General features: G+C 62.6%; 25 protein-coding genes. 16 read left to right on the top strand and 9 right to left on the bottom strand.

All coding sequences use genetic code 11. The annotated features are described in order from the left end of the window. The first annotated feature begins 288 nt into the window (after positions 1–288). The 12 genes from QZY67_RS06070 to QZY67_RS06125 all read left to right on the top strand — a co-directional run bounded on the left by QZY67_RS06070 (position 289) and on the right by QZY67_RS06125 (position 10,078). Positions 289–456 carry a hypothetical protein gene (locus QZY67_RS06070; RefSeq protein ID WP_295369095.1) on the top strand — a complete coding sequence of 56 codons (168 nt, stop codon included), beginning with the start codon at positions 289–291 and terminating at the stop codon, positions 454–456. A gap of 317 nt (positions 457–773) precedes the next feature. Next, the gene (gene rlmD, locus QZY67_RS06075) at positions 774–1,955 is read left to right on the top strand and encodes a 23S rRNA (uracil(1939)-C(5))-methyltransferase RlmD (protein WP_295369097.1); all 1,182 of its coding nucleotides are present in this window, start codon (positions 774–776) and stop codon (positions 1,953–1,955) included. 86 nt (positions 1,956–2,041) lie between these two features. After that, positions 2,042–3,148: a glycosyltransferase family 2 protein gene (locus QZY67_RS06080; RefSeq protein WP_295369099.1), complete on the top strand. Its 1,107-nt coding sequence runs from the start codon at positions 2,042–2,044 to the stop codon at positions 3,146–3,148. A 35-nt stretch (positions 3,149–3,183) separates the two neighbouring features. Further along, entirely contained in the window at positions 3,184–4,503 is a 1,320-nt protein-coding gene (locus QZY67_RS06085) for a S41 family peptidase (protein WP_295369101.1), read from the top strand. A 73-nt stretch (positions 4,504–4,576) separates the two neighbouring features. Beyond that, positions 4,577–4,981: a DUF3783 domain-containing protein gene (locus tag QZY67_RS06090; RefSeq protein ID WP_295369103.1), complete on the top strand. Its 405-nt coding sequence runs from the start codon at positions 4,577–4,579 to the stop codon at positions 4,979–4,981. A gap of 106 nt (positions 4,982–5,087) precedes the next feature. Then, positions 5,088–5,861, top strand: a complete 774-nt coding sequence (locus tag QZY67_RS06095; protein ID WP_295369105.1) for a threonine/serine exporter family protein — start codon at positions 5,088–5,090, stop codon at positions 5,859–5,861. After that, the gene (locus tag QZY67_RS06100) at positions 5,861–6,331 is read left to right on the top strand and encodes a threonine/serine exporter family protein (RefSeq protein ID WP_294533230.1); all 471 of its coding nucleotides are present in this window, start codon (positions 5,861–5,863) and stop codon (positions 6,329–6,331) included. Before QZY67_RS06095 ends, QZY67_RS06100 begins: the two co-directional genes overlap by 1 nt. Positions 6,332–6,335: 4 nt before the next feature. Beyond that, a complete protein-coding gene (locus QZY67_RS06105; RefSeq protein WP_294533232.1) occupies positions 6,336–7,034 on the top strand; it encodes a YjjG family noncanonical pyrimidine nucleotidase in 699 nt (232 codons plus the stop codon). Positions 7,035–7,091: 57 nt separating this feature from the next. After that, complete coding sequence (locus tag QZY67_RS06110) at positions 7,092–8,123, top strand: GDSL-type esterase/lipase family protein (protein ID WP_295369107.1); 1,032 nt, start codon at positions 7,092–7,094, stop codon at positions 8,121–8,123. A 2-nt stretch (positions 8,124–8,125) separates the two neighbouring features. Beyond that, entirely contained in the window at positions 8,126–8,608 is a 483-nt protein-coding gene (locus tag QZY67_RS06115) for a DUF4358 domain-containing protein (protein ID WP_295369109.1), read from the top strand. A gap of 110 nt (positions 8,609–8,718) precedes the next feature. Next, on the top strand, positions 8,719–9,222 hold the full coding sequence (locus QZY67_RS06120) for a sigma-70 family RNA polymerase sigma factor (RefSeq protein WP_294533242.1): 504 nt from the start codon (positions 8,719–8,721) through the stop codon (positions 9,220–9,222). Further along, positions 9,215–10,078, top strand: coding sequence for a DUF3298 and DUF4163 domain-containing protein (locus QZY67_RS06125; protein ID WP_295369111.1), 864 nt, complete (start codon positions 9,215–9,217; stop codon positions 10,076–10,078). Before QZY67_RS06120 ends, QZY67_RS06125 begins: the two co-directional genes overlap by 8 nt. Before the next feature lie 52 nt (positions 10,079–10,130). Here the strand turns inward: QZY67_RS06125 and obgE are convergent, their stop codons facing one another. The 8 genes from obgE to QZY67_RS06165 form a co-directional block, all read right to left on the bottom strand. Continuing rightward, positions 10,131–11,408 carry a GTPase ObgE gene (obgE, locus tag QZY67_RS06130; protein WP_295369113.1) on the bottom strand — a complete coding sequence of 426 codons (1,278 nt, stop codon included), beginning with the start codon at positions 11,406–11,408 and terminating at the stop codon, positions 10,131–10,133. 76 nt (positions 11,409–11,484) lie between these two features. Continuing rightward, positions 11,485–11,769: a 50S ribosomal protein L27 gene (gene rpmA / locus QZY67_RS06135; protein WP_294520363.1), complete on the bottom strand. Its 285-nt coding sequence runs from the start codon at positions 11,767–11,769 to the stop codon at positions 11,485–11,487. Between the two features lie 52 nt (positions 11,770–11,821). Next, entirely contained in the window at positions 11,822–12,154 is a 333-nt protein-coding gene (locus QZY67_RS06140; protein ID WP_295369116.1) for a ribosomal-processing cysteine protease Prp, read from the bottom strand. Beyond that, a complete protein-coding gene (rplU, locus tag QZY67_RS06145; protein WP_006571301.1) occupies positions 12,154–12,465 on the bottom strand; it encodes a 50S ribosomal protein L21 in 312 nt (103 codons plus the stop codon). The genes QZY67_RS06140 and rplU overlap by 1 nt, the downstream gene beginning before the upstream one ends. 147 nt (positions 12,466–12,612) lie before the next feature. Then, positions 12,613–13,731 (bottom strand): metallophosphoesterase, encoded by a 1,119-nt coding sequence (locus QZY67_RS06150; protein WP_295369119.1) that lies wholly within the window; start codon positions 13,729–13,731, stop codon positions 12,613–12,615. Positions 13,732–13,906: 175 nt separating this feature from the next. Continuing rightward, complete coding sequence (prmA, locus tag QZY67_RS06155; protein WP_295369121.1) at positions 13,907–14,884, bottom strand: 50S ribosomal protein L11 methyltransferase; 978 nt, start codon at positions 14,882–14,884, stop codon at positions 13,907–13,909. A gap of 132 nt (positions 14,885–15,016) precedes the next feature. Then, positions 15,017–15,889 (bottom strand): DegV family protein, encoded by an 873-nt coding sequence (locus tag QZY67_RS06160; RefSeq protein WP_294533264.1) that lies wholly within the window; start codon positions 15,887–15,889, stop codon positions 15,017–15,019. Between the two features lie 49 nt (positions 15,890–15,938). Next, positions 15,939–16,493, bottom strand: a complete 555-nt coding sequence (locus QZY67_RS06165; protein WP_295369125.1) for a DUF1836 domain-containing protein — start codon at positions 16,491–16,493, stop codon at positions 15,939–15,941. A gap of 306 nt (positions 16,494–16,799) precedes the next feature. Here QZY67_RS06165 and QZY67_RS06170 point away from each other — a divergent pair, with 306 nt between their 5' ends. Further along, positions 16,800–18,674: an FAD-dependent oxidoreductase gene (locus tag QZY67_RS06170; RefSeq protein ID WP_295369127.1), complete on the top strand. Its 1,875-nt coding sequence runs from the start codon at positions 16,800–16,802 to the stop codon at positions 18,672–18,674. A 162-nt stretch (positions 18,675–18,836) separates the two neighbouring features. Here the strand turns inward: QZY67_RS06170 and QZY67_RS06175 are convergent, their stop codons facing one another. Then, positions 18,837–19,217: a hypothetical protein gene (locus QZY67_RS06175; protein ID WP_204741627.1), complete on the bottom strand. Its 381-nt coding sequence runs from the start codon at positions 19,215–19,217 to the stop codon at positions 18,837–18,839. 302 nt (positions 19,218–19,519) lie between these two features. On the opposite strand from QZY67_RS06175, the gene QZY67_RS06180 reads away from it, so the two are divergent. From QZY67_RS06180 to QZY67_RS06190, 3 genes are all read left to right on the top strand, one after another. Beyond that, positions 19,520–20,125: a TetR/AcrR family transcriptional regulator gene (locus QZY67_RS06180; RefSeq protein ID WP_294533272.1), complete on the top strand. Its 606-nt coding sequence runs from the start codon at positions 19,520–19,522 to the stop codon at positions 20,123–20,125. A gap of 283 nt (positions 20,126–20,408) precedes the next feature. Then, entirely contained in the window at positions 20,409–22,211 is a 1,803-nt protein-coding gene (pepF, locus tag QZY67_RS06185; RefSeq protein WP_295369131.1) for an oligoendopeptidase F, read from the top strand. A 251-nt stretch (positions 22,212–22,462) separates the two neighbouring features. Continuing rightward, positions 22,463–24,367, top strand: a complete 1,905-nt coding sequence (locus QZY67_RS06190) for an ABC transporter substrate-binding protein (protein WP_295369132.1) — start codon at positions 22,463–22,465, stop codon at positions 24,365–24,367. The last annotated feature ends 13 nt before the right edge of the window (positions 24,368–24,380 follow it).

Below are 24,380 nucleotides of genomic sequence, written 5' to 3' on the forward strand. Positions count from 1 at the left end.
CCTTGCACAGCAAGGCTTCCGGGGCATTCGATTCCACGCGGGGCGGGCGGCTGCCCCCTCGCGCTCCCCCGCCCCGACACAGCCCGATTCTGTTCAACCGAGGTTTTTCGACACGCTGAGCCTGGCGAAAAGGCTTTTTCGACAGGCTGACCGGGCGGTATGCCGAGATTCGGCATACCGCCCGGTTTTTGCCGTCAGGCCGCTGTCCGCCCGGCGCGGGCCGCCGGGACAGGTCCGCGGCGGGCGCTTCTCTGGGCGGCAGGGAATTTCCGCAGCGCCCCCAGGTCTATGTTTCGCCGCAGGGCCGCCGAGCAGGCCCCGGCCCGCGCCAGCGTCCGCCCCTCCGGCCGGGCGCCCGCGGTGATCCCCACCCCCAGCCCGGAGGCCGCCAGAAATGTGGTCTGTGCGTACATGCGCATCCCCCTCCCCGCCGCTGTCCAGTCCCTCTTCCTGTGAGAGACAGAATACTCCCTTTTTCTTCTTTTTTCCTTTCAAAAAAGATGCAATCCCGCCCCGCCCGGGAATCGCCGGGGCGGGCGGAGCGGCCACGGGCGCGCTGAACGGCCTGCCCCGCACCCCCGCCTCCGCTCCCGGCGTTTTTCTCTCCATTCTCATACCCAGCTTTTCGTAAAAATCCACGGCAAAAAGGGGAAATTTTCGGGAAAACTATTCTGGTATTGGGGGTTGATATCTGCTATACTTTGATGCGTATCAGGTTTTCATTTGGCCCGGGAGGCGGCTGCTTTCCGGGCCGTCCGGCAGGGGGTGTGGAGATGGGCGCACAGATGGAAGGAACCAGCGGGGCGGCGGGGCGCTGCCCGCTGGAGAAGCGGGGCTGCGGCGGCTGCCCCATGCTCTCCCTGCCCTACGGGGAGCAGCTGAGGGCAAAGCAGGCCAGGCTGGAGGCGCTGCTGGGGGAGTTTGGCCCGGTGGCCCCCATTCTGGGCATGGAGCACCCCTGGCACTACCGGAACAAGGTCATCTCCTCCTTTGCCTGGGGGCCGGGCAAGGCCCTGGTCAGCGGCATCTACGCCCAGGGCACCCACCGGGTGGTGCCGGTGGAATCCTGCCTGCTCCACCAGGAGGCCCTGGACCGGGCGGTGGCCGCCGTGCGGCAGGCCGCCCGTGAGTTCCGCTACCAGCCCTTTGACGAAAACAGGCGCACCGGCCTTATCCGCCACGTGCTCTGCCGCCACAGCCTGACCACCGGGGAGGTGCTTGCCGTGCTGGTGACCGCGTCGCCGGTGCTGCCGGGGGCCCGGGCCTTTGCCGCCCGGGTGAAGGAGCTGTGCCCCGCCATCGCCACCCTGGCCCAGAACATCAACCCCAGGCCGGGCAGCGCCGTGCTGGGGGAGCGGGAGAAAATCCTGTACGGCAGGGGGTATATTGAGGACACCCTCTGCGGCGTGAGGTTCCGCATCTCCCCCTCCAGCTTCTATCAGATCAACCCCGCGCAGACCCAGGTGCTCTACTCCGCCGCCATTGCCGCCGCCAAGCTTACCGGCAAGGAGCGGGTGCTGGACGCCTACTGCGGCGTGGGCACCATCGGCCTGTCCGCCGCCGCCCACGCGGGCAGCGTGGTGGGCGTGGAGCTCAACCGGAGCGCCGCCGCCTGCGCCGGGGAGAACGCCAAAGCCAACAATATCCGCAATTCCCGCTTCCGCTGCGGGGACGCCGCCGCCTTCCTGGACGGCATGGCCGCCCGGGGGGAGAAGCTGGACGTGGTATTTCTGGACCCGCCCCGGGCGGGCAGCACACCCGTGTTTCTGGACGCCCTGTGCCGGGTGTCCCCCGCTCGGGCGGTGTATATCTCCTGCAACCCGGAGACCCAGCGCCGGGACCTGGAATATCTGGCGGAACGGGGCTGGAAGGTGGAGTCCATCCAGGGGGTGGACATGTTCCCCCACACGGAGCACATCGAGACGGTGGCGCTTTTGACATCTAAAAGCAGATAAATCATTTGGAACCTTATACAAAATATTTTAAGCAATGTATCGGTACAGAAAGCAAAAAATATTACGTAAATATAGGAGGCAGGCATATGAGTAAGCCGATATATTCCAATACAGGTAACTCCACACCATGGCTGTCTGTCATTGTTCCGATGTATAATGCTCAGGCCTATGTGGAGCAAACCATTCGCTCTATCTTATCGCAGACTTTTCAGGACTACGAGCTGTTGCTTGTGGACGATGGCTCTACTGATAGCACAGAGGAAATATGCACTCGATATGCTGCCCAGGATCGGCGGATTCGTTATCTGAAAAAAACAAATGGTGGTTCCTATCAGACCAGGCTTTATGGTGCCCAGCGCGCTCAGGGAACCTATGTAATGTTCTGTGATGCAGACGATTACTATGCTTCCAGTCGAGCTTTTTCAGCTATTTATAAAAAGCTCCAGTCTCATCCATGCGATGCAATGCAGTTTGGATACTCCAAGAAGTATAATCACTTGCGGAAGGCTCAAAAAACTGTTCGGGCAGATATCTATCTGGACCGAGATGCCTTTATGAAGCAGGAATATCCAAAACTTTTGTGCAGTTTTTGGGATGAAGCAAATTTAAAAGTCATCGTCTTTAACAAGGTTTATCATCGTAGTCTTTTGAATAACCTTCCCCCTGCTAATCAAGCAGAGCGCCTTTTTTGGGGTGATGATCAGGTTATGAACATGTATCTGTTAGAAACATGCAGAAGTTTTTCTTTTATTCCTGATACACTGTATGTATATCGTCAGGGAAGCGGCGGAACAAACCGTTTTTCACTCCACACAGCGCAAGATATTAACAGCATAAAACATTATCAGCTGAGCTTTATCGAAAAACATCCGGAATATCCGCGTTCAATATTAGAAAAAAGTCTTTTTTCTGAGCTAGCAGGCTGGACATTTTACTATATCTGTCAGGGTACAAAGCACCTGCCGGACGAGCAACTTAAATCCCTGATTGCCGAGGCCATGGAACTGCCCAGCTATCAGGCTGCAAGAGAGTATTACTTAACTCGCTCAAACGAAAAATGGGAGGCTGTAAATCTACTGCGTCAGGCTGACCCAGACGCCTATCTGGAAGCCGCAAAAAAGGCCGCAGGGAAAAAAGAAGATTTAAAATCCGCAATCATTTCACTTGCTAAAAACATATACAGGAATATTTAAATGACGTACAGCACACAGAGGGGAGATTTCGTCTGATGGAGGCACGTGAACCCGGACAAAGAAAGGGAAAACGGCGCGTTGTCATCGCCGTTCTTGCTGTGCTGGTCCTTGTTCTGGCGGCAGCGGCCCTGCTGTGGGTCTGTTCCCCGCTGTATATCGACCCCTACCGGGGGACGGTGCAGTCCGACGAACCCTCCCTGGCCCTGGAGGACGTGCTGACCGGAGAGCAGGCCCGGGAGGACCTGGACTACCTGATGACCTGCCTGCGGGAGCGCCATCCGGCCTGGCTGGACGGCTCGGGTAGGGATGCAGCGGCAGAGGAGGCCTATCAGCAGGCCCGTTCCTCCATTGGGGATGAGATCTCCGTACTGGAGTTTTACCGTCTGGCGGCCGGGGTGGCCGCCTCCCTGCGGGACGCGCACACCACCGTGTCCTGGCGGCCCGACCCTGATGCGCCCTATTACTACATTGACACCGGCGTCACCATCGCCCAGTTAGGCCTCCCTCTGACCATCAACGGCGTGCCCAGCGAGGAGGTCCTGGCGGCCTACAAGGCCATCTCCTCCTTTGAGCTGGACGAATACGTTGAGCACAATTTCTGGACCTACGGCATCAACTATGAGCCTGTGCTGCGCACCTGCGGCGTGGACACCTCGGACGGGGTGGACATGACCTTCCAGACCGAAACCGGGGTGCAGACCATCCATTTCGACTTTGCCCCGCTGGAGAGCTCGGGCGGCTACCCAAAGCCCGACTACATCATGGATGCCCGGAACAATCTGGCCGTCTTCACCCTGACCTCCTGCGTCTACGATGAGGAGTACTGCTCCACGGTGGCCGCCTTCTTCCAGCGGGTGGACTTCTTGGGCATTGAGAACGTGATTGTGGACCTGCGGGGCAACACCGGCGGCAACTCTCTGGTGGCCAACGAATTTCTCCGCTATCTGGACGTGGACCAGTACCGCGCCTGGGACTGCGCGGTGCGGTACGGCTGGTATCTGAAGTGGTACAGGGACCAGGTATATGTCAACGACCGGGCGGAGCCCACCTTTGACGGGTCTCTCTATGTGCTGACCGACCTGAATACGTTCAGCTCCGGCATGGACTTTGCCATGCTGGTGGCGGACAATGACCTGGGCACCCTGGTGGGGGAGCCCTGCGGCAATCTGCCCGACAGCTACGGTGACCTTCTCCGGTTCCTGCTGCCCAACTCCAGGCTGCGCTTCAATGTCTCCTACAAAAAGTGGTGCCGCATCGACCGGGAGAAGGCCGGTGAGCCCATCACGCCCGATGTGCTCTGTCCCTCAGAGGACGCCCTGAACCGGGCCTATGAGCTGATCCGGGGAGCGGCCTGAGGTCTCTTCCGCCCAACATTTTGATGTCTATTTCATCCCCGCCCCAGACGGCGGGGCTTCAGGAGGTTTTCTCATGCCCAATCAGGAATCTGTTCTCTGGTACTGCCCCGATCCCGTCCTCTTCTCCGCCGCCCGGAAGGCCTTTGCCATCCAGGGCGTGCGGGTGCGCCCGGTGTCCCCCGAGCAGATGGGGGAGACGGTGGGGCATCTCTTCGGCCTGAAGGGCTTTGCCGCCCGTGAGGACGGCGCGGCCGTCCCCGCCGCCCCGGCGGAGCCCGCCCTGGTGCTCTCCGGCTTCTCCCGCCAGCGGCTGGACGCCCTGCTCGCCGCCCTGAAGCGCTCCGGCGTGCCCTTCATCGCCCACAAGGCCATGCTCACCCCCACCAACGTCAGCTGGACCTTCGCCCAGCTGTGCGAGGAGCTCTCCCGGGAGCACCAGGCCGTCACCGGCGGCGGCGCGGCCCACAGCGGGCAGTAAAAATTTTTTTGCGCTCCGGACAACTTTTTCCCCCTGTTCCCCGTCCAATATCTGTACCCGTTTCCGGAGCGTCCGCACCCATTTGAACATGAATGAGGGACTCTCTTTGGATTATGATCGCCTTTTGAATCTGTCCATGGAAATGGGCTACCGCCTGCTGGAAAGCGGCGCGGAGATCTACCGGGTGGAGGAGTCCATCCGCCGCCTGCTCCAGGCCTACGGCCTTACCACCGGCGAGGTGTTCGCCATTCCCAACTGCATCATCGCCAGCCTGGTGACCCCGGAGGGCCAGGTGCTCACCCGGGTGCGGCGGATGCCCAGCCACGGCACCGACATCTACCAGCTGGAGCGGTGCAACGACCTGTGCCGCCGCCTGTGCGTGGAGACGCCCCCGCTGGACGAGGCGGAGCGCCGGATGGACGACCTGCTCTCCTCCCGGCGGTACTACTCCTTCCCCGCCCAGCTGCTGGCCTACTTTGTGGGCGCGGCGGCCTTTGTGCCCTTCTTCGGCGGCACCTGGCGGGACGCCCTGTGCGGCGGACTGTGCGGCGTGGCCATCGGGCTGTGCCTCACCTTCCTCTCCCGGCTGGGCACCAACCTGTTCTTCAAGACCGTGGCCGGCGGCACCGTCTCCGGCCTGCTGGCTCTGGGGCTGCGGGTGGTGGGGCTGGGCCAGAACGTGGACTTCATCACCATCGGCGCGCTGATGATTCTGGTGCCCGGCGTGCTGTTCACCAACGCCATGCGGGATATTATGGCCGGGGACATGATGGCGGGCATCTCCAAGGCCGCCGAGGCCCTGCTCATCGGCATGGCCATCGCCCTGGGCACCGGCGTGTCCCTGTGGCTGGCCCGGCTGCTGTGGGGAGGTGCGGTGTGATGGAGCTCGTTCAGACCTACCTGCTGCCCTGCCTGTACGCCTTTGTGGCCTGTATCGGCTTCTCCGTCCTGTTCAATATCCACGGCCTGGGCATCCTCATCTGCGCCGTGGGAGGCGGGCTGGGCTGGCTGGTCTATCTGGCCGCCGCCCCCGTGTTCCACAGCGACCTGCTCCAGTCCTTCGCGGCGGCGGTGTTTATCTCCGCCTATTCGGAGATCATGGCCCGGATCCGCAAGTGCCCGGTGACGGCCTATCTGCTGGTGGCCTTCTTCCCTCTGGTCCCCGGCGGCGGCATCTACTACGCCATGGAGCACGCCATCAACGGCGAGACCGATCTCTTCCTGAATGTGCTGTTCCACACCCTGGGGCTGGCCGGGTCCCTGGCGGTGGGGGTGCTGCTGGTATCCTCCCTGGTGCGGCTCATCAACAGCTATCTCTACCGGCGGCACCAAAAGAGGAAAGGAGCGTGACGGCATGTCTCAGCGATACGACACCGTGCTCTTTGACGCGGACAACACCCTCTTTGACTTTGACGCCGCCGAGGCCCAGGCCCTGGACCTGACCCTGGAGGCGTACGGCTATCCGGTGGACGGCAGGTCCAGGGACTGCTACCTGGCGGTGAACCGGGACCTGTGGGAGCGGTTCGACCGGGGCGAGGTGAAGCGGGAGTGGCTGGTGGTGGAGCGGTTCGCCGCCCTCCAGCGCTCCCTGGGCGGGCATCATGACCCGGCGGAGATGAACGCCTTTTACCTCTCCCGGCTGGCCGAGGCGGGCTGCCTGCTCCCCGGCGCGGAGGAGCTGTGCCGCGCTCTGGTCCCCAGCTGCACCCTGGCCATCGTCACCAACGGCGTGGCCTCCGCCCAGCGGGGCCGGTTCGCCCGCTCCCCCCTGAAGGCGCTGATCCCCTGGCTCTTCATCTCGGAGGAGGTGGGGTATCAGAAGCCCCAGCGCCAATTCTTCGGCGCTGTGCTGTCCGCCATGTCCCTGCCTCCCTCTGCCCGGATTGTGGTGGTGGGGGACAGCCTGACCGCCGACATTCTGGGCGCCGTCAACGCCGGCCTGGACTCCATTTGGTACAACCCCAACGGCCTGCCGGGCAGGCCGGACATTGTCCCCACCTTTGAGGCCCGCTCCTTTGACCAGATTTCCCACCTGATTCTGGGCGGCGCCTGACCGCTTTCCACCCATTTCCCCGCCAAAAAAGAGAAAGAAACAGAGGAGCTCTTTACCATGTCTTCCGAGTACCGTACCTCCGCCCATTCCCGCCCCCGTTCTTCCCGCCGCCGCTACCGCCGCCGGCGGGGCCCCTCCGGCCCTGTAATTCTGCTGGTCGCGGCCGCGGTCATTGTGGTTATCGTCCTTCTTGTGATGTTCCTCGGCCAGAAGCCCGAGGCCCAGGGGGGCGTGACCCAGCCTTCGGACACCCCCGCGCCCTCCGAGACGGTCATCCCCAGCCCCAGCGAGACCCTTCAGCCCACCCCCTCCCCGTCGGAGACGGCCCCCGGCTCTGCCGGCCAGGAGGACGGCGGCGCCTCGGTTGCGCCCCCCACCGAATCTGCCGCGCCCTCTGACAGCGCCGCCCCGTCCGGCTCCTACGACTTCACCCAGCCCGCCCCCGAGACGGACGCGGTGGACGACAGCTGGTTTGACGACGCGGTATTCCTGGGGGACTCCCGCACCGACGGCCTGCGGCTCTACGGCGGCGTCCCCGGCGCCGACTTTATCCAGCACACCGGCATCACCGTCTTTGACGTGGACACCAAGGACCGCATCCGCATCGACGGCCAGACCTACACCATGATGGAGGCCCTTGGCCTGAAGCAGTACGGCAAGGTATACGTCATGCTGGGCATCAACGAGCTGGGCTACTTCAACGACAACGCCTTTGCCACCGCCTACGCCGATATGGTGGACGAGATCCGGGCCATTCAGCCCGACGCGGTCGTCTACCTGCAGAACCTGGTGTCAGTCAACCCGGACGAATGCGCGGCCAATAATCAGCCCTACTACGTGACAAACGAGAAGATCGCGGTGTATAATGACATTATCGCGGACGTGGCCGCGGAAAAGCACGCCGTGCTGGTGGATGTCAACGCCGCCCTGGTGGACGAGACCGGCGTCCTGCCCGCAGAGGGCAGCACCGACGGCGTCCACTTCACCAAGGATTACTACATCAAGTGGTACGACTACCTGAAGATCCACACCGTGGACCCTGAGCTCTACTGGGCGGGTCAGACGGAAGCCGGCGAGGAAGGAGCCTGATTATGATGAAACATTCTCTCACCAAGCTGCTGTGCCTGGCGGCGGCGCTGTGCCTGCTGCTGGGCGCCTGTTCCGCTCCCGCGGACAGCGGGAGCGCCGCCTTTGACCCGGAGGCCGCCACCCAGGCGGTGCTGGACTCCGGCGCCTTCTCCGTGGAGCTGACCGAGCTGGACGCGGCCCTGCTCTACGACTTCTCCGGCTACGGGCTGGACAGCTCCACCCTCACCGCCTCCAAGGCCTACTCCGCCTCCGGCTTTGCCGAGCAGGTGTCGGTGACGGTGTGGAAGGACGAGGCCGCCGCCCAGGCCGCCGTGGACATGTTCAAGACCTATCTGGAGGACATGGCCGCCACCTACAAGGACTACGCCCCTGCCGAGGTGCCCAAGCTGGAGAACGCGGTGCTGGAGCTGCGCGGGAGCAGCGTGCTGCTGGCCGTGGCCAACGATGCCGGCGCGGCCAAAACCGCCGTGGACGGCCTGAAGTAAGTTTTTACCCGCAAAATCCATATCTCCCAAAAACTTTTTACCCCCGCATCCCGTCTAATCATTGAATGACGGGATGCGGGGGCTGTGCGCAAAGGAGCGATTTTTCCGCCTTGAAGTCACAGCCTCCCGACATCCGCCGGCTGCTGGCCGACTATATCGTCTCGCACCAGGAGGATTTTTACCGCCTGGCCTTCAGCTATGTCAAAAACCGGGACGCGGCGCTGGATGTGGTCCAGGAGAGCATCGTCAAGGCCCTCTCCAAGGCGGACACGCTCCGGGAACCGGCCTATCTCAGGACCTGGTTCTACCGGATTCTCCTCAATGAGAGCATGAACCACTTCCGCCGGACACGCCGTATTCTTCCGCTGGAGGAGCTGGAGCGGCAGAGCGCTCCTTCCGATCGGGACCCGGGGGAGCGGCTGGACCTGTACGACGCCATCGACCGGCTGGACCCCAGGGAGCAGGCGGTCATCCGGCTGCGTTTTTTTGAGGACATGAAGCTGGAGGAGATCGCCCGGACCACCGGCGTCAACCTGAACACGGTGAAATCCCGGCTGTATAAGGCGCTGAAGAAGCTGCGGGACATGACAGGGGAGGATTTGCGCGATGAATGAAACATTCCAGGCGGCAAAGGCCCGCTATCAGTCGGTGGAAATTCCCCCGGAGCTGGACTTCGCGGTGGCCGCCGCCCTGCGTGAGGGGGAGCGGCGCCGCCGCAGGCTGCGCCGGCGGGGCGGGACCCTGGCCTCCCTGGCCGCCTGCTGCGCCAGCTTTGTGCTGCTGGTCAACGCCAGCCCGGCCTTTGCCAGCGCGGTGTACCAGGTGCCCGTGCTGGGGGACCTGGCCCGTGTGGTGACCGTCACCGAGTACTCTATCGCCGACGAAGAGCGGCTCATCGACGTGCGCATGCCCGCCGTGGAGGACACCGGCAACACCGACCTGGAGCAGCGGATCAATACCGAGATTCAGACCCGCATCGACGCCATTCTGGCAGAGGCCCAGGCCCGGGCGGAGGAGACCAGGGCGGCCTTTGTGGCCACCGGCGGCAACCCGGACGAATTTATACCGGTGACCATCAGCGTGGACTACGAGGTCAAGTGCCAGAGCAGCCAGTATCTGTCCTTTGTTGTCCTCAAGACCGAGACCAAGGCCAGCGCCTACACCGAGCTCTTCTGCTACAACATCGACCTGGAGACCGGCAGGGAGCTGACACTCCAGGACATGCTGGGCCCGGACTACAAGGAGATCGCCAACCAGGTGATCCGGGAGGAGATCGCCCGCCGGAGCCAGGACCCGGACAATGTGTACTTTGACGGCACCGACGGCATTGAGGGCTTCCAGTCCATCACCGCCGACCAGCGGTTCTATATCAACGGGAACGGCAACCCGGTGGTGATCTTTGAGAAGTACGAGATCGCCCCCGGCTATATGGGCCAGCAGGAGTTTGAAATTCCCGTCCCCCAGGCGTAACGGTTCCCATAGACGCAAAAAAGGTGAGGCACACTGCGTGCCTCACCTTTTTTCAGCGCTGATATTCAAATTCCAGGTTGTACATGGACACGGTGTCCCCGTCCTGGATGCCCATCTCCTCCAGCCGCTCAAACAGGCCGGACTCCCGGAGCATCCTGTCAAACCAGTTGCGGGACTCGTAGTCCCCGAAGTTGACGTTGGACATAAGCCGCTCCAGCCAGGGGCCCTCCACAAGCCACACATCGTCCTCGCGGGTGATGCTGAGGGGCTGGGACATGTCCACCTGGGGCGGCCGCTCCACATAGGTGGGCTCGTACACCGTGATGGGGGGCAGGTCCCGCAGGGCCCGGGCGGCGGCGTACACCAGCTCCCGGACGCCCTTCTGGGCGGCGGCGGAAATCTCATAGAAGTCCATGCCCTTGGCCTCCACATGGGCCTTCAGCTTGTCCACCAGGGTGCGGTCGGGGGCGATATCGATCTTGTTGGCGGCCACAATCATGGGCCGGCCCGCCAGCTGGGGGCTGTACTCGGCCAGTTCCCTGTTGATGGTCTCAAAGTCCTCCACCGGGTCCCGGCCCTCGCAGCCGGACACATCCACCACGTGGATGAGCAGGCGGCAGCGGTCGATATGGCGGAGGAAGTCGTGGCCCAGACCGGCGCCCTCGCTGGCCCCCTCGATGATGCCCGGGATGTCGGCCATGACGAAGGAGGTGCCCTCCTCCACGTACACCACGCCCAGGTTGGGATAGAGGGTGGTGAAGTGGTAGTTGGCGATCTTGGGATTGGCCTTGCTCACCACGCTGAGCAGGGTGGATTTGCCCACGTTGGGGAAGCCCACCAGGCCCACGTCGGCCAGCAGCTTCAGCTCCAGCACCACGTCCCGGGTGACGCCGGGCAGGCCGGCCTTGGCGAACCGGGGCACCTGCCGGGTGGGGGTGGCGAAGTGCTGGTTGCCCCAGCCGCCCTTGCCGCCCCGGGCCAGCACAAAGGGCTCGTCCCCGGACATGTCGCAGATGATCTCCCCGGTCTCCCCGTCCTTCACCACGGTGCCCACCGGCACCTTGATGACCAGGTCCGCGCCATCCTTGCCGGTGCAGCGGCGGCTCTGGCCGTCCTGGCCGTTTTCGGCCACGTATTTGCGCTTGTAGCGGAAGTCCATCAGGGTGGACAGGTGGCGGTCGGTTTTGAGAATGACGTCGCCGCCCCGGCCGCCGTCGCCGCCGGAGGGGCCGCCTGCGGCCACATACTTTTCCCGGTGGAAGGCCACCGCGCCGTTGCCGCCGTTGCCGGAGCGGACGGTGATGCGGGCGGTATCAATAAAATTCGGCATATGCCGCCTCCTTTCAGAAAGAAAGAGCCCCGAACGGGGTCCCGTCCGAGGCTCTCTGTATACCCATATAGAACGGTTACTGGGCGATCTCCACAATGGAGACCTGCTTGCGGTCCTTGCCCAGCCGCTCAAACTTCACGGTGCCGCTCTTGAGGGCAAACAGGGTGTCGTCGCTGCCCTTGCCCACGTTGACGCCGGGATGGATGTGGGTGCCGCGCTGACGGACCAGGATGTTGCCGGCCAGAACAAACTGACCGTCGGCCCGCTTCACGCCCAGGCGCTTGGACTCGGAGTCACGGCCGTTGCGGGTGGAGCCGACGCCCTTCTTGTGGGCGAAGAACTGAATGCCAATCTTCAGCATGTGTCGTACACCTCCAGACAGTGTGCAGATAAATGGTTGGGACGGAGAGGACTTACTCCTCCTCCATCACAATAATATTTTCGGGGTACTCGCCGTGGAGCTCGGTGAGGTAGACCATGAGGGCGGTCAGAAGGGTCTGACAGGTGCTCTCATTCTCCTCGCCCAGCCCGCCGGGGAGGCGGAGGGTGACGGCCGCGTCCCGCTCTCTCACCTTCACGCTGGCCTCCAGCCCGAGCACATCGTTGACGGCGCACTCGGTGAGGCGGACGGCGCTGGTGACGGCGGCGCAGACAATGTCATGTCCCTCGTCGGCGTAGCCGCTGTGGCCCTTTACGGTAAAGCCCTCGATGCGGTCGCCGTTCATCCGGAATGATGCGGTAATCATTACACGGAGATCTTGCCGATGGTCACCTTGGTGTAGGGCTGACGGTGACCCTGCTTGCGGCTGTAGCCCTTCTTGGGGTTGTACTTGAAGACGATGACCTTCTTGCCCTTGCCGTTCTTCACGACGCTGGCGTCCACCTTGGCGCCGGCCACCACGGGGGTGCCCACGGTGATCTTGTCGCCGTCGATAACGGCCAGGACCTTGTCAAAGGTGACGGTCTCGCCGGACTCCACGGGCAGCTTCTCGATGAAGAGGGTGTCGCCCTCGGTCACCTTGAACTGCTTGCCGCCGGTCTCGATAATTGCGTGCATTCTGTTTCACTCCTTCATTACGGGCTCGCTGTTGCAGGCGGAGCGAAGGCTCACTTGAGACCTGTTCAAAGCGGCTATGATAGTATATCAGCCCAAGGGCTTAAAGTCAAGGGATTTTCTCCCCGTTTTCCTGATTTTTTGTACAAATCAGGTGGAAAGGCCGGGAGTAGGTTCGGTCAGGCGGCCGGAGTACCAGCCGGTGACGCCGTTTTTCTTTACCAGAGCCCCCCGGGAGGTGCGCCGCACCACGGACACCCGCTCCCCCGCCGTCACGGGCAGGCGGTAGTCGGTGGAGTCCTCGCAATAGGTGAGGCCCTCCTTCTCCCAGATGTAGTCGGTGAGAATGTCAATCTCCCGGCCGGTGGTCATATGGCGGCAGCGGCAGAACTCCTCCCCCCGCTCCAGCACGGCGATCAGGTTGTCCCGGCCCCAGCGGATGTTCACCGAGCCGATGCTGGCCTCCTGGCTGTCCAGGGCCTGGGCGGTGGGCAGCCGGTCCAGCCCCACCCAGGAGACCATGCCGGTCCGGTCCAGCTCCACCAGGTTCAGCTGGCCGTCCTCCTTGATGGAGGTGCCGCCGTCAATGCTGATAACCCGCTTCTCCTTGTCCACAATGGGGTTGAAGCAGGGGATGTCCGGCCGGTACAGGGTGGTGGGCCAGTGTCCCACCACGCACCAGCGGTCCAGCTGGTTGTCCTGGCCCAGGAAATTGTCGTTTTTCATGCACCGCCAGGCCTCCATGTCCTCAATGCCCTGGGCGGAGGGCACGCCCCCGTGGACAAAGAGGATCTCCGGCGTGCGGATCGCCGTGGGCAGGCCGCGGAGAAAGTCCAGCTCCGCCCGGAAGGGCTGAGCGATGGCGGCCCGGAGCCTGGGCTGGTCCAGGCAGTCCTCCAGGGTCAGCCCCAGGGTCAGCCCCATCTCCACCAGCACGCTGCGCTCCTTGAAGAAGCGGAAATAGTGGTCGTAAAATTCCCGGTCCAGCTCATCCCGGCCGTCCAGGAACCCGGGCACCAGGTCGTCGCAGTTGCCGCACAGCACGTGCACCCGGTACCGACGCTTCAGCTCCATGACATACTGCAGCGTCTCCAGGCTCCCCGCCCGCTTCTCCACAATGTCCCCCAGCACAAAGAGGGTGTCCTCCGGCCCAAAGCCCACCTGCTCCAGCGCCCGCTTCAGCAGATCCCCCGCGCCGTGAATGTCGCTGACGGCAAACATCCGCCCCGTCTCCGGCAGAGCCATATCCACAACCGTCGCTTTGATCACCGCTGTCTCACCCCTGATGTTCAAAAGTATCCATTATTTTATCACAGCTCCCGGCAAAAAACCACCGCCGGAGGGAAAATCCTCCGGCGGACAGGTCGGAAAGGGCGCGAGACATCTTTTCCGAAAACGGCTGCATGGCGGAGATGTTCCGCCGCGGGCCTTTGGGCGGCTGGTCTTACAGGGACGCGGCCAGGGCCACCCAGCCGTTCTTCTCCCATCTGCGGATGATCTTCATGCCCCGGCTCTCAATGGCGGCCTGGACCTCAGCGGAACGGGTGTCGATGATGCCCGAGCAGAGGAACACGCCCCCCTCGGCCAGCAGGCCGGGCACCTGGGCGGACAGGGGAATGATCACGTCGGCCACGATGTTGGCCAGCACCAGGTTCCACTTCTGCTCCGCCAGCTGGGCGCACAGGGCCTTGTCGGAGAGCACGTTGCCCGCCCGGACGGTGTAGATGTCCCGGCCGATGCCGTTCATCTCGGCGTTCTCATAGGCCACGCCCACCGCCTTGGGGTCGATGTCCACGCCGAAGGCCCGCTCCGCCCCCAGGCACAGGGCGGCGATGGACAATATGCCGCTGCCGCAGCCCAGGTCCAGCACCCTATCCCCGTCCTTCACGAACTCCTCCACGCCCCCCAGGCACAGCTGGGTGGAGGCGTGGGTGCCGGTGCCGAAAATGAGGCCCGGGTTCAGGTACAGGGCGGTGCGCCCCTCAGGGATGGCCGCCTCCCCCTTCTCCCACTCGGGGACAATGTACAGCCGCTCCCCCACGGTGAGGGGCTTGTAGTACTGCTTCCAGTTGTTGGCCCAGTCCTCCTCCCGCAGTCCGGCGGTGCGCACGGCCAGAGTGCCCAGCTCCCCGCCGCAGCGCTCCCGCAGAGCGGGCAGGCCGCCGGTGATGCGGGAGAGCTTCTCCCGGCCGTGGGCGTCGTCGGTGACATAGAACTTCACCCGGGCCACGCCCTTCATCCGCTCCATCAGGTCCTCGTCCACATAGTCCCAGTACTGCTTATTCTGCTCCAGGAAGGTCTGGAACTCGGCCTCGTCCTCCAGCACCAGGCCGCCCAGGTCAAAGGCGGTCAGGTAGGCGGCCAGGTCGTCCATGCCCGCGTCGGTGGTGTCGACGGACACCTCCAGCCATCTGTCATCCATCTGTATTCGCTCCTTTTCTCCCGGCCTCCGCCGGGCATAAATCATCGCCGGACAAGCCCATTTTCTCAGAAATCCCCTGGGATTGCAAGAGAAACCGGGCCTGTCCGGCGGGAGAATATTCGGTTGTGCCCTTTACCGCCTGGAGCCCAGGAAGAAGAGGGCCAGGGTGCCGGGGCCGGAGTGGGCGCCGATGACCGGGCCCACGTGGTTGATGACGACCTCTTTCACGCCCAAGCGCTTCTTCACGTCGCCGGCCACCTTCTCCGCGTCGGCCAGGCAGTCGCCGTGGCTGATGAACACCACCTGGCTGGCCGGATCGATGGCGGTCTCCTCCATGTGATCCACCAGGGCGGTGAGGGAGGCTCCTCTGCCTCTGGCCTTGCCCATGTTGATGAGGTGGCCCTCGTCGTCCACATGGAGCACGGGCTTGATGTGGAGCATGGAGCCCAGCACGGCGGTGGCGGCGGAGATGCGGCCGCCCCGCTTGAGGAAGTGGAGGTCATCCACGGTGAACCAGTGGCACAGGTGCAGCTTGTTCTCCTCGGCCCAGTCCCGCACCTCCTCAATGGAGGCGCCGGCCTGCTGCTTTTTGGCTGCCAGGTACACCAGCAGGCCCTGGCCCAGGGAGGCGCAGAGGGTATCCACGGTGAAGATCTTCCGCTCCGGGAACCTGGCCCGCAGCTCCTCCACTGCGATGACGGAGGACTGATAGGTGGCGGACAGGCCGGAGGAGAAGGCCAGCACCAGCACATCCTTCCCCTGCTCCAGCAGGGGCTCCAGAACGGAGGTATAGTCGGCCACGTTCACCGCCGCGGTGGTGGCCATCTCCCCCGCCCGCAGCATGGCGTAAAACGCCCCGGGGTCCATCTCCCGGTTGTCGGGATAGTTGCGGTAGGTCTGTCCCTTCACCATAAAGGACAGGGGCAGCACCTCCACCCCCAGCTCCTCCGCCATGCCGGCGGTCAGGTCGGCGGAAGAGTCGGTGACAATCACATATTCGCTCATTGGCTGTATACCTCCTGTAATGATACAGGGCTCAGATTTCGCCCTGTATTTACTTTTTGCTCTTTTCCTTGCTCCTGGCCTCCCGCTCGGGCTGGGGGTGCTTCATCTGGATGATGTCCAGCACCCGCTGGCAGGCCAGCTTGTCGGCATAGCTCCGCAGGGCCAGGCCCAGGGCCAGGGCGGGTAGCCGGTCCTCGGTCAGGTTCTCGTCCAGGCTCTCCGCCGTCTCGGTGAGGGCCCGGTCCAGCTCCCGGCGGAAGTACTCGTACAGGCCCCTGGTGTCCTTCTCGGGAAAGTCCACCCCGGCGCCGATGAGGCGGCTGGCATCCCGCACCGAGAGCACCTGCTTCAGGGCGCAGATGGCGGTCAGATAGGCCAGGTGGGTCCGGTTGTACCGCTTGCCCTCCGCCCGGGGGAGCATGCCGTCCTTGATATAGTTGTTCACCATGGCGGAGGTCAGGCTGTCCTCATCGCTGAAGTGGATGAGCTGCCGGGGCATATAGGAGATGATCTGGTCCATGTACAGCCCGATGTCGGGGAACGCGTCCCACGCCTGGGGCCGCTCCTCTGCCAGACGCCGCTTCAGTTCTTCTATCTCTTCCATGTGCGGTCCTCCCCTGCTTGCTGGTCGTTTCAAAAATGACATGACAGCATATTAAAACCAACGTCATGTAAATCCTTCGCCATTGTATCACATCCCTTCTGTCAAAGTAAAGGGCAAAAAGGTCTGAAAATCCTGCTTTTCCGTCGCATAACACAATTATGTGCCTTGTACTGCCCCCTCTTCCCCATGCGCCCTCCCATCGTCAAAATTGATATTGACAAATCCATAACAATCTGCTACATTACTAGTCGACCGTTCGTCTATATAAAACCATGGACCAGGACACGATAAGGAGGAATACATAAAATGAAGCACATTCGCACTTTGCTGGCGGGCGCGCTGACCGCCGCCCTGCTGCTGAGCGGCTGTACCGCCCAGCCGGAGACCTCCGCTCAGCCCAGCGGCAGCACCACCCCCGAACCCAGCGAGACCGTCGCCGGCTCCGCCGTCTTTACTCCCGGCACCTACGAGGGCACCGGCACGGGCTACGGCGGCGAGATCAAGGTTTCCGTCACCGTGGACGAGACCTCCATCACCGGCATCGAGGTTGTGGAGCAGACCGAGACCGAGAGCGTGGGCGGCGCGGCCCTGCCCACCCTGGTGGACAGGGTGCTCAGCGCCCAGAGCGCCAACATCGACGTGGTCAGCGGCGCCACCTACACCAGCGACGGCTTCCTGACCGCCGTGCGGGAGGCCATCACCGCCTCCGGCGCTGACCCGGACGCCCTGGGCCAGGGCCAGACCGGCGGCGATGAGGCCAAGGAGACCGTGACCATGAGCACCGACGTGGTGGTGGTGGGCGCCGGCGGCGCCGGCCTGGCCGCCGCTCTGACCGCCGCTCAGAACGGCGCTGACGTGGTGGTGCTGGAGAAGATGGCCATGGTGGGCGGCGCGTCCTCCATGGCGGGCGGCGGCACCAACGCCACCGGCAGCCAGTGGCAGCAGTCCTACGGCATTGAGGACAGCCCCGAGGCCTATTTTATGGACATCATGGAGAACGGCCACTTCTTCAGCGACGCCCGCACCCTCTGGCTGTACGCCAACACCCAGGGCGCGGCCTTTGACTGGCTGGTGGCCGAGGACGGCGCGGCTCTGCCCTATGTGAACAGCCAGCCCTCCCCCTCCGCTGAGCACTCCTACGGCCGTACCTTCTCCCCCGAGGGCGGCGGCGCCGGTGTGGTGAGCGCCCTTCAGGAGAAGGTGACCGAGCTGAACGTGGACATCATGCTGGAGACCCCCGCCCAGGAGCTGATGGTCACCGACGGCGCGGTCACCGGCGTGAAGGCCCTCGCCGCCGACGGCACTCCCTATAAGATCACCGCCGGCAGCGTCATCCTGGCCACCGGCGGCTTCGGCGCCAACACCGACATGCTGCCCGAGTCGGTCACCAGCCTGCCCTATGCCGGCGCCGTGTCCGCCACCGGCGACGGCCTGAACATGGCCACCGCCATCGGCGCCGACGCCTTCAACCTGGACAAGGTGAACATCCAGCCCCACAGCATCATCCTCCCCGACGGCCGCGGCCAGCACACCTTCCAGGGCTGCCTGGCCATGTACAACGGCACCGGCTCCATCCTGGTGTCCGACCAGGGCGTCCGCTTTGTCAACGAACAGGGCAGCGCCAACGACATCAAGGCCGGCATGGAGCAGAATCAGCACTCCTATCTGATCATGGACGCGGCCTCCTTTGAGACCTACGCCCAGATCTGCATCAACTCCCACAACTTCACCCAGGAGCAGCTGGACCAGTGGCTGGAGGCCAACGGCACCGGCGGCAACCCTGTCTTTGCCCACGCCGACACCCTGGAGGACCTCTCCGCCATTGTGGGCATCCCCTCCGGCGCCCTGACCGAGACGGTGGAGCGGTACAACGGCTTTGTGGCCGCCGGTGAGGACGCCGACTTCGGCCGGAACGTCACCGCCCCCATGGGCGAGGGCCCCTACTACGCCGTGGAGATGAACCTGCGCTACTACGCCACCCTGGGCGGCCTGCGCATCAACAACAACATGCAGGTGATGAACACCGACGGACAGCCCATCCAGGGCCTGTACGCCGCCGGCGAGGTGGTCGGCGGCGTGGTGGGCGACATCTACGCCCCCGGCTCCCTCTTCGGCTGGGCCATGACCAGCGGCCACAACGCCGGCCTGGCCGTCACCGGCAGCACCGTGTTCGAGGGCTGAGCCCCCTTTCTGAAGCGCCCCGGAGCAGCCTGCTCCGGGGCGCTCTTTCTCTTTTTCCTCCCTTTTCAAGGAAGGTAGTGATTTCAAGGGAAATTGAAAACCATTGGTGAATAGATACAAAAAGAGGGCTTCCTCAACCACTGGTCGAAGAAGCCCTCTTTCTTATCCATGTTTTCTCTTTCTTAGTTTACGTTTTTTTAGAGTCTCTGTGATTTTCGAAACAAGGAAAGATAGTAAAATTGACACTGCAAAACTGATAATAAGAATCAATGCGCTCCCTTGTGATGGCGTCACAATTTCAAAGTAACCAGTGCTGTGATTCCTGTGATATGGTAATTGAATGTCAAAAATCAACACCGGCATCATCAAAATTATTCCGATTCCACAAATAAGAGCGACCTGCTTATGTGCATTACTTTTCTTTGTAATTAAACAATATAATATCGCTACTAATGGAACAATCACAAATAAACACGCAACTAAATTCTCTCCAGGAGCACTGAGCCTCCATGTATCCCTCAACATTTTCCACATCATCTCCACGGATTATCACCTCCAACTCTTTTCTTATTTCAGAAATAGGCATTAAAATTAAAACCAGTTTTTAAAAATCCGTTTCCATTTCATCATTATAATAACATATAAAAATGTTTTCTGCAAGGCATAATGAATGCAACAATCCGCCCTTTTGCAAGCTAAAGCCTACTATTTAGTGAAACCGACGGAGTTTAATCCATCACTACTTATCTTGAAAAGGGACTCTTTTTCTCCGCCATTGACACCCGGCCGAAGCCGTGTTAACCTAATGTGAATAATCAGACAACAGACATGAGGAGGTCTGCCCCTTGGACCGCAGCACGGAAAAGAAAACCCGCATTCTCCGGGCCGCCGCCGAGCTCTTTTCCCACAACGGCTACTCGGGCACCGGCATCGCCGAAATCGTCGCAGCCTGCAGCATCCCGAAGGGCTCTTTCTACTACTACTTCCCCGGCGGCAAGGAGCAGCTGGCCGCCCAGGTTATCCGCTTTGCCTACGACCAGATGGCCGAGGGCATCCGGGCCCATATTTTCTCGGTCTCCGACGACGCGCTGACGGTCTTTCGCGCCATGCTGGAGCGGCTGGCGTCCCTGTTCAGCCGGGAGCACCACTTTGAGTCCCTGGTCATCACCTTTATGGGGCTTGAGTCGGTCTATATCAGCGAGGAGGTGGCCCGGCAGGCCCGGCAGGTGTACGAGGAGTGGCAGCAGCTGTACCGGGACAAGCTGACGGCCTGCGGATACTCCCCCGCCCTGGCCGAGCGGTGCAGTCTGGTGCTCTTCACCCTGGTCCACGGCGCGCTGATCTCCTGCTGGATCAAGCAGGACGCCGGGGACCTGCTCCGCATGCGGGACCAGCTCCCCGGCCTGCTGCCCCCGCCCGACTGCCGGGCGGAACAGCAGCAGGATGCCTGACCGCCTGACGCGACACGCCTGCCGGGGATACGGCGGGCGTGTCGTTTTATTTCCCCGGCGCCGGCCAGCAGCAGGGGCCGGGAAATTCTGGGCAAAACCCTCCTCTTATATGATTTTCTCCTCCTTTTCATATCAGCCCTTTCCCAGGCGGCCCCACGTTCTCCCCTTCGAATAGGCGGATGGCATGGCAGAATGGGGCATTATGTGGTATACTATCCCTGCCTGCCCTTTTGGCGCGGCAGGGATCGTAGTAAATTATTTTAATAGCAAAGGAGTCATAACTATGGCACATACCCTTCCCACCCGCAGTCAGGTGGACCCTGCGAATACCTGGGCCATCACCGACCTGTACCCCAGCGACCAGGCCTGGCGGGAGGCCTATAACAGCGTCCGGGGCCTGGTGAGCAGCCTGGCGGAGTACCGGGGCCGTCTGGCCGAGAGCGCCGCCACCCTGCTGGCCTTCCTCCGGCTTCAGGACGAGATTGAGCTCCAGGGCGACCGGGTCATCTCCTACGCCTTCCGCAAGAGCGACGAGGACACCCGCAACGCCGTGTACCAGGAGATGAGCGCCCAGTCCCAGAACCTCCTGGTGGAGCTGAGCCAGGCCCTCTCCTTCCAGACCCCCGAGCTGCTGGCCATTGAGGACGCCGCGCTGGAGTCCTTCTTCGCCCAGGAGCCCGCCCTGGCCCACTACCGGCTCATGCTCAGCCGGATCCGCAGCAGGAAGGACCACACCCTCTCCCCGGACGGCGAGGCCCTGCTGGCCTCCGCCGAGCGGATGGGCCAGGCCCCCGACGATATCTTTTCCCTCCTCAACGACGCCGACATGACCTACCCCGACGCGGTGGACGGCAAGGGGGAGGCCCACCCCGTCACCCACGGCAACTATGTCGCCCTGCTCCAGTCCGCCGACCGGACCCTGCGCGAGTCCGCCTTCCGGTCCCTCTACGGGGTGTACGGCCAGTTCCGCAACACCTGCGCCGCCATTCTGGGCGCCCAGATGAAGCAGCTGCAGTTCTTTGCCGACGCCCGGCGCTACCCCTCCGCCCTCCACGCCGCCCTGGCCGAGACCGAGGTGGACCCCCAGATCTACCACAATCTGATCCAGACCGTCCACGACAATCTGGGGGCCATGCACCGCTATGTGCGCCTGCGCAAGAAGCTGCTGGGGGTGGACAAGCTCCACTACTACGACCTCTACACCCCCATTGTGGCCGACGAGGACGCCGGCATCCCCTTTGAGCAGGCCAAGGACATGGCCCGGGAGGCGCTGGTTCCTCTGGGGGAGGACTACCTGAAGATCCTCAACGAGGGCTTTGACAACCGCTGGATCGACGTCTATGAGAACCAGGGCAAGCGCTCCGGCGCCTACTCCGCCGGCGTGTACGGCGTCCACCCCTACGTGCTGCTCAACTACACCGACACCCTGGACGACGTGTTCACCCTGGTCCACGAGATGGGCCACGCCCTCCACTCCTACCTGTCCAACCGCACCCAGAGCGTCACCTACGCCGGGTACAAGATCTTTGTGGCCGAGGTGGCCTCCACCTGCAACGAGGCCCTGCTGATGCAGCACCTGCTGAGCAGGACCACCGAGCCCAAGCGCCGGGCCTACCTCATCAACCACTTCCTGGAGCAGTTCCGGGGCACCCTCTACCGCCAGACCATGTTCGCCGAGTTTGAGCTGTGGTGCAGCGAGCAGACCCGGAAGGGCCGGCCCCTCACCGCCGAGGCCCTGAACGAGAAGTACGCCCAGCTCAACGCCCTCTACTACGGCGAGGACATTGAGCCCGATCCCGAGATCGCCCTGGAGTGGGCCCGCATCCCCCACTTCTACTATAACTTCTATGTCTACCAGTACGCCACCGGCTTCGCCTCCGCCATCGCCCTGTCCCAGCGCATCCTGAAGGAGGGCCGCCCGGCGGTGGAGGACTACCTCCGCTTCCTCAGCGGCGGCTGTTCCGCCGACCCTGTGTCCCTGCTCAGGGGCGCCGGAGTGGACATCTCCACCCCCGCCCCCATCGTAGACGCTTTGAAACTTTTTGACACGCTAATTGGGGAAATAGAGGAGCTTATGAAGCCGTAATGCGGACATTCTTCCGCCATACAGGGATATTCTGTTTTCATTCAATATGGCGCAGATCCCCTGTTTTTTCCGCGCGGTTGCTGTTTTTTTTGCAAATATTGCGGTTCCTCTTGATTTTCCGGTGCTTTTTTGATAAAATATACAAGCTTTCATTGGTCTGGCGCAGCGGCCCGGCGGGTGATTCCACCGGGCCGCTGCGCTGGCTGTGAACATCAGTTCCTAAATCAGATAGGAAAGGAAGACGGAAAAAGATGCAAAAGAAAAAGCTGCTGTCCCTTCTGCTGGCAGGCGCTACGGTTCTCTCGCTCGCTGCCTGCGGCCAGCAGACCGTGACCACGAACCCCTCCAACAGCAATCCCCCCGCTTCGCCCTCCCAGAGCCAGACTGCCGATGAGACGGCCACCAAGCCCACCGAGCCCACCGGCCAGCTGGTCATCGGCACCACCACCGACCTGGATAACGACTTCTACGACGCCAGCTTCAACAACAACGCCACCAACTACAAGCTGTACGACCTGCTCCACGGCTACGGCACCGTTACCTCCGACATCGACGGCGAGTGGATCTACGACCCCACCGTGGTGGCCAGCCACGAGGAAGTGGAGAACGAGGACGGCACCAAGACCTACACCGTCACCATCAACGACGGTCTGGTGTGGAGCGACGGCACCCCCATCACCGCCAAGGACTACGTCTTCCAGCTCCTGCTGGAGAGCAGCCCCGAGATGAACGCCGTGGACGGCTATCCCAGCCAGGCCGGCTACTCCCTGGTGGGCTATCAGGAGTACTTCAACGGTGAGACCGACAACTTCGCCGGCGTCCACCTGGTGGACGACATGACCTACTCCGTCACCGTCCAGGCCGCCGAACTGCCCTACCACTACGATATTACCTACGCTTCCGCCGCTCCCCGGCCCATGCACGTCATCGCCCCCGACTGCGACGTGGTGGACGCCCCCGAGGGCGCCATGATCACCGGCGACTTCACCTCCGATCTGCTGCTGGAGACCATCAACAACTCCACCACCGGCTACCGGTACAACCCCACCGTCACCTGCGGCCCCTACCTGTTTGAGTCCTACGACATCGCCAGCCGTCAGGGCGTCCTGGTGGTCAACCCCAGCTACGCCGGCGACTACCGCGGCGTGAAGCCCCTGATCGAGAAGGTCATCGTCAAGACCGTCAAGAGCGACACCATGATCAACGAGCTGGCTTCCGGCTCCGTGGACCTGCTGTTCCAGACCTCCGGCGCCGACACCATCGAGGCCGGCCTGGATCTGGTGGAGGCCGGCAACGCGCAGTACAACACCTTCTACCGCAACGGCTACGGCAAGGTGCAGTTCGACTGCAGCCAGTTCCCCACCGACTCTGCGAACGTCCGCAAGGCCATTGCCTACTGCCTGGACCGCAACGAGTTCGCCCGTCAGTACAGCGGCGGCTACGCCTCCGTGGTGCACGCCTACTACGGCCTGGCCCAGTGGGAGTACCAGGAGTCCCAGGACTGGATCGACGCCAACCTGAACACCTATGAGCGCAACGTGGACGAGGCCAAGCGCCTGCTGGAGGAGGACGGCTGGACCCTGAACGCCGACGGCACCCCCTACTCCGGCACCGGCACCCGCTACAAGGAGGTTGACGGCGAGCTGAAGCCCCTGGTCATCGAGTGGTGCAACACCAGCAACAACCCCGTGTCCGAGCTGCTGGCCACCATGCTGCCCGAGACCATGACCGAGGCCGGCATGGAGCTGCGGGCCACCACCACCGACTTCCCCACCATGCAGGCCGCCATCACCCACACCGGCGACAAGATCTACAACATGTACAACCTGGCCACCGGCTTCGCCCTGGCCAGCTCCCCCTGGTACTACTACTCCACCGACCCCGTGTGGATGCAGGGCGGCTACAACAGCAACTGGATTGCCGACGAGGAGCTGGCCGCCGCCGCCGAGGCCATGAAGGCCATCCCCTATGATGACCATGACTCCTGGCTGACCGCCTGGCAGAACTTCATTGCCATCTGGAACGAAAAACTGCCTGATATTCCCCTGTATTCCGACGAGTATTACGATTTCTACTCCAATAGGCTCCACGACTGGTACTCCACCTCCGTTTGGGAGTGGTCCCGCGCCGTCCTGGATGCCTGGGTAGAGGCCTAAGCCGAATATCCGG

This window comes from uncultured Pseudoflavonifractor sp., assembly GCA_904419835.1.
Taxonomy (GTDB): Bacteria; Bacillota; Clostridia; order Oscillospirales; family Oscillospiraceae; genus Pseudoflavonifractor.

Bases quoted from the DNA above. Each gene is read 5' to 3' on its own strand.
- QZY67_RS06085 (WP_295369101.1), top strand. From the start codon at position 3,184: ATGGAGGCACGTGAACCCGGACAAAGAAAGGGAAAACGGCGCGTTGTC.
- QZY67_RS06170 (WP_295369127.1), top strand. From the start codon at position 16,800: ATGAAGCACATTCGCACTTTGCTGGCGGGCGCGCTGACCGCCGCCCTG.
- obgE (WP_295369113.1), bottom strand. From the start codon at position 11,408: ATGCCGAATTTTATTGATACCGCCCGCATCACCGTCCGCTCCGGCAAC.
- QZY67_RS06110 (WP_295369107.1), top strand. From the start codon at position 7,092: ATGTCTTCCGAGTACCGTACCTCCGCCCATTCCCGCCCCCGTTCTTCC.
- rplU (WP_006571301.1), bottom strand. From the start codon at position 12,465: ATGCACGCAATTATCGAGACCGGCGGCAAGCAGTTCAAGGTGACCGAG.
- QZY67_RS06125 (WP_295369111.1), top strand. From the start codon at position 9,215: ATGAATGAAACATTCCAGGCGGCAAAGGCCCGCTATCAGTCGGTGGAA.
- rlmD (WP_295369097.1), top strand. From the start codon at position 774: ATGGGCGCACAGATGGAAGGAACCAGCGGGGCGGCGGGGCGCTGCCCG.
- QZY67_RS06080 (WP_295369099.1), top strand. From the start codon at position 2,042: ATGAGTAAGCCGATATATTCCAATACAGGTAACTCCACACCATGGCTG.
- QZY67_RS06090 (WP_295369103.1), top strand. From the start codon at position 4,577: ATGCCCAATCAGGAATCTGTTCTCTGGTACTGCCCCGATCCCGTCCTC.
- QZY67_RS06100 (WP_294533230.1), top strand. From the start codon at position 5,861: ATGGAGCTCGTTCAGACCTACCTGCTGCCCTGCCTGTACGCCTTTGTG.
- QZY67_RS06140 (WP_295369116.1), bottom strand. From the start codon at position 12,154: ATGATTACCGCATCATTCCGGATGAACGGCGACCGCATCGAGGGCTTT.
- prmA (WP_295369121.1), bottom strand. From the start codon at position 14,884: ATGGATGACAGATGGCTGGAGGTGTCCGTCGACACCACCGACGCGGGC.
- QZY67_RS06105 (WP_294533232.1), top strand. From the start codon at position 6,336: ATGTCTCAGCGATACGACACCGTGCTCTTTGACGCGGACAACACCCTC.
- QZY67_RS06115 (WP_295369109.1), top strand. From the start codon at position 8,126: ATGATGAAACATTCTCTCACCAAGCTGCTGTGCCTGGCGGCGGCGCTG.
- QZY67_RS06190 (WP_295369132.1), top strand. From the start codon at position 22,463: ATGCAAAAGAAAAAGCTGCTGTCCCTTCTGCTGGCAGGCGCTACGGTT.
- QZY67_RS06070 (WP_295369095.1), top strand. From the start codon at position 289: ATGTTTCGCCGCAGGGCCGCCGAGCAGGCCCCGGCCCGCGCCAGCGTC.
- QZY67_RS06160 (WP_294533264.1), bottom strand. From the start codon at position 15,889: ATGAGCGAATATGTGATTGTCACCGACTCTTCCGCCGACCTGACCGCC.
- pepF (WP_295369131.1), top strand. From the start codon at position 20,409: ATGGCACATACCCTTCCCACCCGCAGTCAGGTGGACCCTGCGAATACC.
- rpmA (WP_294520363.1), bottom strand. From the start codon at position 11,769: ATGCTGAAGATTGGCATTCAGTTCTTCGCCCACAAGAAGGGCGTCGGC.
- QZY67_RS06165 (WP_295369125.1), bottom strand. From the start codon at position 16,493: ATGGAAGAGATAGAAGAACTGAAGCGGCGTCTGGCAGAGGAGCGGCCC.